Origin of the sequence: Arcobacter suis CECT 7833 (assembly GCF_003544815.1) — a bacterium.
Lineage (GTDB): Bacteria > Campylobacterota > Campylobacteria > Campylobacterales > Arcobacteraceae > Aliarcobacter > Aliarcobacter suis.
Map to the genome: position 1 here is coordinate 1,903,080 of NZ_CP032100.1, position 12,275 is coordinate 1,915,354.

Genomic DNA, 12,275 nt, shown 5'->3' on the forward strand with positions numbered 1-12,275 from the left:
CATTTAATCTCCTATGAAAGTCTCATTTTGTAATCATTATAACCAAAGTTTTTTACAATTTGATAACTATTTTCATCATGTTTTATTACAATTGATGGTAATTTTATTCCATTAAATGTAGTTGTTTTTACCATCGTATAATGAATCATATCTTCAAAAATGATTTTATCTCCTACTTCTAAAGGTTCATCAAAAGAGTAATCACCGATAATATCACCTGCTAAACAAGTATTTCCACCAAGTCTATAAGTGTATTTTTTTTCACCTGCAAGACCTGAGTTTCTAATCATCGCTCGATATGGCATAGCTAAAGTATCAGGCATGTGAGCTTCTGCTGATGTGTCTAAAATAACTAAATCCATACCATTATTTATTACATCAAGAACAGTTCCCACTAAATAACCAGTTTGCCAACCAATAGCTTCACCTGGTTCTAGATAAACTTTTAAATGTGGGTATCTTGATTTAAAATCTTTTAATAGTTTTATTAAACCCTCAACATCATAATCAACTCTTGTAATATGATGACCACCTCCAAAATTTACCCATTTTAATTTATCGAAATATTGAGAGAATTTATCTTCAAAAGCTGCTAATGCACCCTCAAGTGCATCAACATTTTGTTCACAAAGAGCATGAAAATGAAACCCATCTAAATACTCCAATTGCGACTCATCAAAATTTGCCTTTGTAGTTCCCATTCTTGAAAACGGTGCACAAGGATTATATAAATCTACTTCAACGCTTGAATATTCAGGATTTAATCTAATCCCCAATGATGTTTTTCCAAAGGCTTTATCTTTATATCTTTTTAGTTGATTAAAAGAGTTAAAAACCACATGATTTGATATTGATATTATTTCATCAATTTCATCATCTTTAAAAGCAGCAGAATAAGTATGAACTTCTCCACCGAATTCCTCTTTTGCCAAAATTGCTTCATGAAGTCCTGATGCACAACAACCTTTTAAATATTTTTTGCATAAATCAAAAGTTGACCATAAAGCAAAACCTTTTAATGCTAAAAGAATATTTACGTCTGCTTCATCTTGGATTCTTTTTAGAAGTTTTAGATTATTTTCTAAAAGTTTTTCTTCACATACATAACTTGGGCTTGGTAGTTTGTCAAAACTATCTACTATTATATTATTAGTCTTCAAGTGGCTCAAAATCCTCTTTACTTACACCACAATCTGGGCATTCCCAATCTTGTGGTAAATCTTCAAATGCAGTTCCTGCAACAATTCCAGAATCTGGATCACCTATTTCTGGGTCATAAATATAATCACAAATTGTACAAATATATTTTTGCATGATAAATTCTATATGAGTATTATAACTCTAAAATTTTCCAAGGAAGACCTTGAGTCATTAATTCTTCCATAAATGGTTTTGCATCAAATTCTTCTATGTTAAATACACCTTTATTTTTCCAAATGCCTTTGTAAAGTAATTTAGAACCAATCATTGCAGGAACTCCTGTAGTATAACTTACAGCTTGAGCTCCTGTTTCTTTGTAACACTCTTGGTGGTCGCAAATATTGTAGATGTAAACTTTTTTTGCTTTTCCATCTTTGATACCTTCAATAATACAACCAATATTTGTTTTACCAACAGTTCTTGGTCCAAGGCTTGCAGGGTCTGGTAATAATGTAGTTAAAAATTCAATTGGAGTAATCATTACACCTTTATGCATAACTGGTTCTATTCCTAACATTCCAACATTTTGTAAACAATTCATATGTTGAATATAAGCATCACCAAATGTCATAAAGAATCTAATTCTTTTTAAACCTTTGATATTTTTTACTAGTGATTCTAACTCTTCATGGTAAAGTAAATATGATGGTTTAACACCAACTTCTGGATAATCATGATCAACTCTAATTTCTAAAGGAGTTGTTTCAATCCATTGTCCATTTTCCCAATATCTACCATTTGCAGATACTTCCCTTAGGTTGATTTCTGGATTAAAATTCGTTGCAAATTTATATCCATGATCACCTGCATTACAATCCATAATATCTATAGTGTGAATTTCATCAAAAAGATTTTGTTGAGCATATGCACAAAATACACCAGTAACACCTGGGTCAAATCCAGAACCTAAAAGAGCCATAATTCCAGCTTCTTTAAATTGATTATCTCTAGCCCATTGTAATTTGTATTCAAATTTAGCTTCGTCTGGATGTTCATAGTTTGCAGTATCTACATAATCAACTTTACATTTAGTACAAGCGTCCATAATTGTTAAATCTTGATAAGGTAACGCTACATTTAAAACTAATTTTGGATTTACTTTTTCTATTAATTTTACTAATTCATCAACATTGTCAGCATCCACAGAAGCTACATCTATTTTTACACCTTGATTTTTTAAAATATCAGCAGCCATAGATTCACATTTAGAAACTGTTCTTGATGCTAATGTAATCTTTTCAAAAGTGTCAATATTCATTGCACATTTTACAGTTGCAACTCTACTTACTCCACCTGCTCCAATAATTAAAATACCTTTTTTGCTCATTATTCACTCCGATATATTTTTATGTATTTATTGTACTATTTTTAAATATAAGAAAGGATAAAATGGTTTAAAATTACCATTTAGTAACAATTTGATTACAATTAACGTGGTTTTAATAATTGCTTATGTAAACTTCACTTTCGAGTTATGGGGAAGTCCTGGCTTCGATTGGAGTGTTTCGGTTTTAGTTGCATGTCGGTATGAGCATATCGTTAAAAGGCTCAAAAATGTTTAAATGCAAACAATACAAATTACGCACCTCAAAGGGTAGCAGCTTAATTGCTCTACCCCCGCTCTCTGAATAGAGGCGGGTGTTGCTTCACCTACAGATTATTCTGTTAGAGTAGGATTCGAAGTATAACAAACAAACAGATATATCTTAATTATTATCTTTTAAGTTAAGACTAACGCATAAAAGACAGTTTTATTAAAGTTTAATTGTACTTTTCTAAAATTAAATCGAACAATTAAAAAAGCATGTATAGATATTAAAGTCAAGCATTTTAAGACACGGGTTCGACTCCCGTCTTCTCCACCAATACTTTGTTCTATGTTATTCTATAAATACCACAGAACCTCCCATTTATCGATTATCTTAAATTTTATTTGTTCGTCTTTGTTCGCAAGTATTCAACTAAATTCTCAACTTTATGTTACTCTTAATGTTACTCTATTATAATTTTTATGTTACTTTTGATTTTTCATAAAATAAGTAACAAAAAATATTAAGGATATGAGTTATGCCCAAAGTAGTTACACCTTTAAATGAAAGAAAAATTATAAATGCAAAACCTAAAGAATCAAATTACACTTTAACAGATGGAAATGGTTTACAATTATTAATAAAATCATCAGGTGTAAAAATTTGGGAATTTGTTTTCACTTCTCCAATAACCAAAAAAAGAAGAAAAAAGACTTTTGGTAGTTATCCTATTATTACCTTAGCAAAAGCAAGAACATTAAAAAATGAATACTTAACTCTTATATCTAATGGTATAGACCCTGTTGAATGATCCGGCTACACTAATTCATACTTGGAATTTAAAAACTTCTAAGTTAAAATAATAAGTATGAAAGAAGTAGAAAAAATGAGAAATAGTAAATATACTAAAGAGTTTAGAGATGAGACTGTTCACTTAATTTTGAATAGTAAAAAGTCAGCAATGCAAATTGCAGCATAGAACGTAGCGTTAGCAAGAAAAGATCTTGGAATAAATGATAAAACAATTTATAATTGGATTAAAGTTTATAAAAAAGAGAATAATATAACAACTCCTATTGATGAAACTAAAAATCAATCTAAATCCTCACAACAAGAATTAGTGGCTGAACTAAAACAGCTACGAGCAGAGAATAAATTACTCAAACAAGAAAGAGATATTCTAAAAAAGGCAACAGCATACGCAGCATTTGAAACTCTATCAAAGTATGCTTGGATAAAAGAGCATAGAAAGAGTTTCAATATAAAACTTATGTGTAAAGTTTTTAAAGTTGATAAAAGTAGCTATTACAATTGGGTTAAAAATGGTTGTGTAATTCAAAAAGTTGATGAGAAACTTAATGAACTAATTGAAATAATATTTCTTCAATCAAGACAAACATATGGTACAAGAAGGATAAAAGATAAACTTCTTGAAAGATATGGTGTAATAGTTTCAAGAAGACGAATTAGAAATATTCTAAAACAATTAGGATTGTTTGTAAAAATGAAACGAAGATTTAAAGTTATGACAACAGATTCAAATCATAATTTACCAATAGCTCCCAATATTTTAAATAGAGATTTCTATGCTTCAAAAGTTGATGAAAAATATGTAGGCGATAGAAGTATTAATAAAAAGATATTAAATATATCTTTTTATTAATACGCGTTATATTCCAACAAGTGAAGGATGGTTGTATCTTGCAACAGTTATTGATTTATATTCAAGAAAAATAGTTGGTTGGAGTATGGATGAAACAATGAAAGTTTCACTTGTAAATGATGCTTTAAAGATGGCTCTTATTTCAAGAAATCCAGAAAAAGGACTAATTTGGCATACAGATAGAGGAAGTCAATATGCTTCTTATGAACATAAAGATTTACTCAAAAGACATGGAATAATTCAAAGTATGAGTCGAAAAGGGAATTGTCATGATAATGCAGTTGCAGAAAGTTTTTTCCATACATTAAAAACAGAATTAATCCATCATGAAATTTATCATACAAAAGAACAAGCAAAAAGATCAATATTTGAATATATAGAAGTGTTTTATAATAGAGAAAGAAGTCATAGTGCAAATAACAATTTATCACCAGTAGAGTTTGAAGAAAAACAAAAATTGTTACAAAAAGAAATTGCTGCTTAGGGATTATAATTTCTGAGTATGTTTTAGGGTTGACAGATCACTTCATTGTTCCTAATTTTAGTAATACCCTACTTAATATTATATTAAAGTATGCCACCTAATATGCCAATTTATTAATATGTTGAAAAATTAAATATCTATATGGTTCAATGTAAATCATCTAAAGTCAAAATCATTATTTAAATAGCATTCTGACTATATAATTACTTTAATAACTTGATTATATCTTTTGGTTTGTATGCAGATATTTTTTACTATAGAATAGTTCCCCTAATTTTATTAATAATAGGAATTAAAGAGAGAACTCTACGCAAAATATCTCTAAAATATAATTATAGCGTCTAATAAGTAAATTACATTAGAATCTATTTTTTGATAATCATTTTGCTTTTAGTTTTTTAATTGATTCATTAATTCAAAGCTAATTCTTCTAAAATCATTTCTATATTTGGATTCTTTTTGATTTCATATGGAATAGTTTTTATAGAGAAATCCATATTTCTAATGTGCTCATCAAAATATGAAAAAATTTTATCATCGGTATCTATCATAATACTATTTCGACCTTCTTCAATACAAACTCTTCCTGTTGTTCCTGAACCGCCAAAAAAGTCTAATACAGTAGAGCCTTCATATGATAAACCTCTTACAAATCTTCTTATCAGTTCTATAGGTTTTTGAGTAGGATGTCCAACTCTTTCTTTTGAATTTCCATTTAATCTACCTATTTCCCAAACATTAGTAGGATTTTTTCCTTTTTCAATATTTTCTGGTATTAGTCTTTTATCCCTCAGAGCAGCTTTCTTTTGTTCTTCTGCATATGGAACACGTACAGAATCTAAATCAAAATAATATTTCTTAGTTTTACTAAGCCAAATTGCTTCTTCATGCCTATTTGCAAAAAATCTGTGAGCAGACATACCATTTTTATAATACCAAATTACAAGGTTAACAAATCTAAGTTTTGTATGATGTCTTGTATAATGAAGAACTTCAAGTAAATCACCTTTCTTTAAGTCTTGGTACTGAAAGCCACCAAATATAACACAATTTCCTGTATCTGATAAAATTCTAAAAATTTCATCTAACCATTGTTTTGCCCATTCTAAATAATTATCATATGTATCCCAATAATCTAAATCTAAGTTATATGGAGGATCAATTAATATTAGTTGAACAGATGAATCAGGAATTTTCTTAAGAAATTTCACAGAATCTTCTGTAAAAATTGCATGTATTGTTTTTTTTGGTGACTCATTTTCTATGTGTGAACTATGTTTCTGTCCATCTTTTTTTAGCTTGTTTAAAGCAATATGCCCTTTGTTGAAATGTGATTTATTAGCCAAAAATATAATCCTTTAAATAATAGTCTTCTGTTAAGAAGTTTTTTCCAAAAAGTGTTTTTAGTTTAATTTCATCTTCATCTGAAAATCTATTAACTCTATTTTCGATAAAATCTTTTAAATTTTTCATTCTTTCGGTTGTTAATTCTAATGGTTCATCTTGATTAAATTTTAAAGTTGAAGATGTAGCATAAAAAATTAAAACTTCTACTTCTTGTGTAGTTTGTTTTATTATACCAAGTGATTCCAATAAATTAAATAAAAATGGTACTCTCCTAACTATAACGTCTTCAGTAGGCTCTTTTAATCCATTCATTTCACAAAATTGTTTAACTTCTGTATGTTTAAAAAATGATTTATATATTGTCTGTTTGGGAATGTTTTTTGACCTATTAACTCTGTAAAGATAATTTAGAAGTAAAGATAGTGCATCCATATTCAAAAATAAGTTTCTTATATATTGTAAGTTTTTAGAATCAGATTTTAGAAAGTCAAATATTTCTGTGTTAATCTTATTTAAACTTTCTATACCACTGATAGTTGAGATATCCCATGAAATTTCTTCTGATGCACTAAAAGTAAATGATTTTTCTTTCAAATAATTCTCAAAAATCTTATATAGTTTTTCTCCTTCCTCTGTAAAGGAAATTATAAATTCATTTTCTAAACTACTCCCTCTAAAATCTAAAATTATTTTTAATTCCATTAATGCTTGTAATTTATACTTAGTTTGTCTTTGAAATCCACCAAGAGAACCACTATCATAAGCTCCATTAAATTTGATATATTTTGGTGCTAAATAACTTGAGTCGAAATTCTTTTCACCTATATTTTTTAATAGATATAGCACATGACGCATATCTACGCCTTGTGGGAAATGATAGCTAAACTCTGTATGTTCATTAATTTTCTTTAAAAAACTACCCCATGAACCAAACATTGATAAATATCTACTCATTTTAAATTCACCAAATTGATTAATATCATCTGGTGTAGGTTTTCTTTTTAATGATTCTTTTAAATTATAATATGCAACTATTAAATCATTTTCTTCTATATCTAAAAAGCTTAAATCTTGAGAATCTAAAATTTCTTCAACTTCTGCATCAAATTTTACATTACATTTTGGAGAATATATATATTCTATTTTTTCAATTCTACCATTTCCACCATTTCTAATTTCTTTTGATTTACCATCTGATAAATAAGTCCTAATTTTACTTGCTTTCTTATAATTTGTAATAAAATCAAGTACAGTAACATTTTCTTTTGAATTACATAGTCTTAATCCTCTTCCGAGTTGTTGGAGGAAAATTGTTTTAGATTCTGTTGGTCTTAGAAACAATAGGACTCTTAAATCAGGAAAATCAATACCTTCATTAAACAAATCTACAGTGAAAATTACAACAATCTCATTGTTTGTAAATTTATTAATGACTTCATCTCTATTTTTTGATTCAGATGTTAGTGAAACAGAAGGTATACCTTTTTCATTAAAAAACTTTGCCATGGCGTTTGCATGTTTTATTGAACAACAAAAACCAACAGCTTTATTCGCTTTTCCTTTTTCAATATATTCTTCATAAATTCTTTGATTTCTTTCTGGAATAATAAGATATTTATTTAGGTCATTGATATTATATCTTGCTCCATTGTATTTAATTTTTGAATAGTCAATGTTGTCTTTAAGTCCATAATAATTAAATGGTACTAAAAAACCATTGTTAATTGCATCAAACAATGTGTATTCAAAAACTTTATTATAATCAAATAATTCGAATATATCTTTTCTATCCATTCTGTCAGGAGTTGCAGTCAACCCTAACATAAAAAATTTTGCTTGAAAATATTCTAAAATAATTTTATAAGAAGGTGCTTGACCATGATGTACTTCATCAACAATAATATAATCAAAATAATCATGCACAAAACTTTCTAATATATGTGATGTATTTAATGAATCTTTAGAAGCAAAAAGTATTTTTGAATTATGTAAATTTTCTTTTACTTCTCCTGTTAATATCCCTATCTTTTCATTTGGATAAACTTCTTCAAAAGCATTTTTAGCTTGTTTCAATATATCTAAACGGTGTACTATAAAAAGTATTTTTCCATCAGACTTTAATGTATCAAAAGCAGATAAATAAGTTTTTCCAGTTCCAGTAGGTAACACCACTATACCTTTTTTCCAATTATTTTTTCTACATGCGTCTAATGTTTCTAAAACTTCTTTTTGCAGATAATTAGGATTTATGCTTACATTACCTAATAGTGTAGGTTCTTGTTTTTTTATAAGATATTTTATACTATCTAATACTTTTTTTCTCCATAAATCAGATTGTAGCTGTGTAAAAGAAAACCTTAAAAGCTTCCATCCTGCTGATAATATTTCATTTTGTCTAAATAAACTATCATCAAACATATCGCTTGTAATAGCTCCTTCTGCATGGTACGTTTCACCATCAATCTCAAATGCTAACTTTGTGTTGTTATAAATTAATCCAAAATCTAATCTTCTTGACTTACCCTCTGAGTCTATAAATGGATACTGAGGTACTAAGTATTTAATAAAAGTTTCTCCTAATAATGGATATATGAAGTCTGAAATAAAAAGTTTTTCACTTTCTTGTGTTATTTGATGTTTATAATAATCGAGATACTCATCAAGAGTAACCTTTTCTAAGTCTATTAATTTATTTTCCCATGATATTGTATTTGACATGTAATTTCCTTCATAAAAAATAAAGCGTACTTGAAATATGTTAATTATTTGCTTAAAATTTATCTTAATAAAAGAGCTTTATATTTAATGTTATTGATAAAGAAATTGAAAAGATTTGTATAGATTGTGAAATTTCTTTATTCATACTATATTTTTAAATAACATATTAAATTAATTAAAAGAAATCAATAAGAATAAATATACCATTTTTTAAAATTTTGCATAGTAGAATTTTAGATAAATAATTATATTCTTTATCTAAAAAATAGCTCCAATTTTAATTATAAGTTCTAGATTTTATTTCTAATCCAACTTCTTAAAGAAGGTTGAGTGCCAACACCAATGTACTTAACTATCTTTTGAACAGATAATCCAAGTTTATATAGTTCTTCGATTTTATCTTTATGTTCATCATACATTGATTTTACTATTTGACCTTTTTGTCTTCCAAGAATTTTTCCTTTTGCTCTTGCAACTGCTAATCCTTGTTTTGTTCTCTCACTTATTATTTCTCTCTCTGTTTGAGCAAAATATCCATAAATAGAAATTAGTAAATTTGATAGAGCGGAATTATCAGTTGAAAGTTCAGGTTGATTTATAAAAATTAGTTTTATATTCTTAGAATTAAATTTTTCTATTAGATTTAAAATCTCTAACATATTTCTTCCAAGTCTTGAAAGTTCTGTTACAACTAAAGTATCATTAGCTTCTAATTTCAAAAATAAATCATCAATTAATCTTTCTTTTTGATTTTTTCTACTTGATACTTCAACTTCTATAAAATCTTCAATTTGAATTTTTTTATTAAATGCAAATTCTAAGATTTTATGTTTTTGATTTTCTAAAGTTTGTTTATCTGTAGATACTCTGATATAAGCATAATATTTACTCATTTTTACCTCTTATAAGTTTAATCCTAATGATTATGATCTGTCAACCCTAAAACATACTCAGAAATTATAATCCCTAAGCAGCAATTTCTTTTTGTAACAATTTTTGTTTTTCTTCAAACTCTACTGGTGATAAATTGTTATTTGCACTATGACTTCTTTCTCTATTATAAAACACTTCTATATATTCAAATATTGATCTTTTTGCTTGTTCTTTTGTATGATAAATTTCATGATGGATTAATTCTGTTTTTAATGTATGGAAAAAACTTTCTGCAACTGCATTATCATGACAATTCCCTTTTCGACTCATACTTTGAATTATTCCATGTCTTTTGAGTAAATCTTTATGTTCATAAGAAGCATATTGACTTCCTCTATCTGTATGCCAAATTAGTCCTTTTTCTGGATTTCTTGAAATAAGAGCCATCTTTAAAGCATCATTTACAAGTGAAACTTTCATTGTTTCATCCATACTCCAACCAACTATTTTTCTTGAATATAAATCAATAACTGTTGCAAGATACAACCATCCTTCACTTGTTGGAATATAACGCGTATTAATAAAAAGATATATTTAATATCTTTTTATTAATACTTCTATCGCCTACATATTTTTCATCAACTTTTGAAGCATAGAAATCTCTATTTAAAATATTGGGAGCTATTGGTAAATTATGATTTGAATCTGTTGTCATAACTTTAAATCTTCGTTTCATTTTTACAAACAATCCTAATTGTTTTAGAATATTTCTAATTCGTCTTCTTGAAACTATTACACCATATCTTTCAAGAAGTTTATCTTTTATCCTTCTTGTACCATATGTTTGTCTTGATTGAAGAAATATTATTTCAATTAGTTCATTAAGTTTCTCATCAACTTTTTGAATTACACAACCATTTTTAACCCAATTGTAATAGCTACTTTTATCAACTTTAAAAACTTTACACATAAGTTTTATATTGAAACTCTTTCTATGCTCTTTTATCCAAGCATACTTTATAGAGTTTCAAATGCTGCGTATGCTGTTGCCTTTTTTAGAATATCTCTTTCTTGTTTGAGTAATTTATTCTCTGCTCGTAGCTGTTTTAGTTCAGCCACTAATTCTTGTTGTGAGGATTTAGATTGATTTTTAGTTTCATCAATAGGAGTTGTTATATTATTTTCTTTTTTATAAACTTTAATCCAATTATAAATTGTTTTATCATTTATTCCAAGATCTTTTCTTGCTAACGCTACGTTCTATGCTGCAATTTGCATTGCTGACTTTTTACTATTCAAAATTAAGTGAACAGTCTCATCTCTAAACTCTTTAGTATATTTACTATTTCTCATTTTTTCTACTTCTTTCATACTTATTATTTTAACTTAGAAGTTTTTAAATTCCAAGTATGAATTAGTGTAGCCGGATCAAGATAAGATGGGAACTATCTCTTAAACAGCGAAAGGAAAATAAAAACAATGAGCAATTTTTTGAGAATAGTAAAAGTAATGAAAAAAATAGGAATAGCAAAAAGTACAATTTGGCTATGGGTTGGTGAAGGCAAATTTCATAAACCTATTAAATTAAGTCCTAGAATTACAATTTGGGAAGAAGAGAAAGTTGATAATAGGATGAAAGAAAAGTTATAAAATATTTTATGATATAATTGTCACTATGAATAAAAATGAAATCTTAAACAAATTAAAAGAACTAAAACCAATATATCAAAATGAAGGCTTAGAAATACTTGGAGTATTTGGAAGTTATGCAAAAGATACAAATACTGAATATAGTGATATTGATATAGCTTATAAATTAGATTATGAGAAATTTTCTAAGAAATATATTGGTGGTTTTTCTAAAATATTAAGAATAGATGAAATAAAAGATGAATTAAAATCTGTCTTTAAAAAAGAAATTGACTTCGTATCTGATTCAAATAAAAAAATCATTAAAGATTTAATATATGTCTAAAGCAATAAATAGATTAAATAAAATACTAGATGCAATTGAAGATATTGATTTTATTATAAATGATAATAATCTAAAAATTACTCAAGCAATTAATGATAAAATCATAAAACCTGCAATTAGAATGAATATTATAAGAATTGCAGAACAATTTTCTAAATTAAAAGATGATAATGAATTTAAGATATTAGAAAATTTTTCAAATGATGATTTAAAAGGTATTAGTGCAGTAAGAAATTATATTGCTCATGACTATGATAGTACAGATGATAATATCATAGAAGAAGTAATAAGATATAACTTAGCTATTTTTAAACAGACTATTTTAGATATAAAAAAAGAATTTTAAAACTTTACAAATTTAAAATTATAGAGTACTTTTTAGGGGTATATTTAATTTAGTAATCCTATAAATCCTAATATATAGGAATCTTCAATCCTGCAAATCTCCACCAACCTATTTAAAAACCTTATATAATGGGACTTATA

At 27.0% G+C, this 12,275-nt stretch carries 12 protein-coding genes, 1 other RNA gene and 2 pseudogenes; 7 read left to right on the plus strand and 8 right to left on the minus strand.

The genetic code is table 11. The features are described from left to right. Positions 1-11 precede the first annotated feature (11 nt). Genes nspC through ASUIS_RS09840 form a run of 3 tightly spaced genes read right to left on the minus strand, consistent with a single transcriptional unit; the run spans position 12 to position 2,527 of the window. Entirely contained in the window at positions 12-1,160 is a 1,149-nt protein-coding gene (gene nspC / locus ASUIS_RS09830; protein WP_118886964.1) for a carboxynorspermidine decarboxylase, read from the minus strand. Further along, positions 1,150-1,314 (minus strand): rubredoxin, encoded by a 165-nt coding sequence (gene rd, locus ASUIS_RS09835; protein ID WP_118886965.1) that lies wholly within the window; start codon positions 1,312-1,314, stop codon positions 1,150-1,152. The genes nspC and rd overlap by 11 nt, the downstream gene beginning before the upstream one ends. A gap of 19 nt (positions 1,315-1,333) precedes the next feature. Beyond that, the gene (locus ASUIS_RS09840) at positions 1,334-2,527 is read right to left on the minus strand and encodes a saccharopine dehydrogenase family protein (RefSeq protein ID WP_118886966.1); all 1,194 of its coding nucleotides are present in this window, start codon (positions 2,525-2,527) and stop codon (positions 1,334-1,336) included. 149 nt (positions 2,528-2,676) lie between these two features. Here ASUIS_RS09840 and ssrA point away from each other — a divergent pair. The 4 genes and pseudogenes from ssrA to ASUIS_RS13960 form a co-directional block, all read left to right on the plus strand. Next, positions 2,677-3,065: a transfer-messenger RNA gene (gene ssrA / locus ASUIS_RS09845) on the plus strand. 202 nt (positions 3,066-3,267) lie between these two features. Next, positions 3,268-3,540, plus strand: a complete 273-nt coding sequence (locus ASUIS_RS09850) for an integrase arm-type DNA-binding domain-containing protein (RefSeq protein WP_118886967.1) — start codon at positions 3,268-3,270, stop codon at positions 3,538-3,540. 189 nt (positions 3,541-3,729) lie between these two features. Beyond that, positions 3,730-4,392 (plus strand): annotated as a pseudogene (locus tag ASUIS_RS13955) (IS3 family transposase); the annotation flags it as partial. 7 nt (positions 4,393-4,399) lie between these two features. Then, a pseudogene (locus ASUIS_RS13960) lies at positions 4,400-4,876 on the plus strand (IS3 family transposase); the annotation flags it as partial. 410 nt (positions 4,877-5,286) lie between these two features. Here ASUIS_RS13960 and ASUIS_RS09865 read toward each other — a convergent pair. The 5 genes from ASUIS_RS09865 to ASUIS_RS09885 form a co-directional block, all read right to left on the minus strand. Continuing rightward, positions 5,287-6,222, minus strand: coding sequence for a DNA-methyltransferase (locus tag ASUIS_RS09865; RefSeq protein ID WP_192894502.1), 936 nt, complete (start codon positions 6,220-6,222; stop codon positions 5,287-5,289). Beyond that, positions 6,215-8,941: a DEAD/DEAH box helicase family protein gene (locus ASUIS_RS09870; RefSeq protein ID WP_118886969.1), complete on the minus strand. Its 2,727-nt coding sequence runs from the start codon at positions 8,939-8,941 to the stop codon at positions 6,215-6,217. The genes ASUIS_RS09865 and ASUIS_RS09870 overlap by 8 nt, the downstream gene beginning before the upstream one ends. Before the next feature lie 290 nt (positions 8,942-9,231). Next, positions 9,232-9,834 (minus strand): recombinase family protein, encoded by a 603-nt coding sequence (locus ASUIS_RS09875; protein WP_118886970.1) that lies wholly within the window; start codon positions 9,832-9,834, stop codon positions 9,232-9,234. A gap of 73 nt (positions 9,835-9,907) precedes the next feature. Next, a complete protein-coding gene (locus tag ASUIS_RS09880; protein WP_118885941.1) occupies positions 9,908-10,408 on the minus strand; it encodes an IS3 family transposase in 501 nt (166 codons plus the stop codon). Next, the gene (locus tag ASUIS_RS09885) at positions 10,392-10,784 is read right to left on the minus strand and encodes an IS3 family transposase (protein ID WP_118886971.1); all 393 of its coding nucleotides are present in this window, start codon (positions 10,782-10,784) and stop codon (positions 10,392-10,394) included. The genes ASUIS_RS09880 and ASUIS_RS09885 overlap by 17 nt, the downstream gene beginning before the upstream one ends. Positions 10,785-11,293: 509 nt before the next feature. Between ASUIS_RS09885 and ASUIS_RS09890 the strand changes: the two genes are divergently transcribed. From ASUIS_RS09890 to ASUIS_RS09900, 3 genes are read left to right on the plus strand one after another with little or no spacing between them, the layout of a single operon-like run. Beyond that, the gene (locus ASUIS_RS09890; protein ID WP_118886972.1) at positions 11,294-11,464 is read left to right on the plus strand and encodes a helix-turn-helix transcriptional regulator; all 171 of its coding nucleotides are present in this window, start codon (positions 11,294-11,296) and stop codon (positions 11,462-11,464) included. Positions 11,465-11,489: 25 nt separating this feature from the next. Beyond that, positions 11,490-11,789 (plus strand): nucleotidyltransferase family protein, encoded by a 300-nt coding sequence (locus ASUIS_RS09895; protein WP_118886973.1) that lies wholly within the window; start codon positions 11,490-11,492, stop codon positions 11,787-11,789. Continuing rightward, positions 11,782-12,135 (plus strand): HepT-like ribonuclease domain-containing protein, encoded by a 354-nt coding sequence (locus tag ASUIS_RS09900; protein ID WP_118886974.1) that lies wholly within the window; start codon positions 11,782-11,784, stop codon positions 12,133-12,135. The genes ASUIS_RS09895 and ASUIS_RS09900 overlap by 8 nt, the downstream gene beginning before the upstream one ends. The last annotated feature ends 140 nt before the right edge of the window (positions 12,136-12,275 follow it).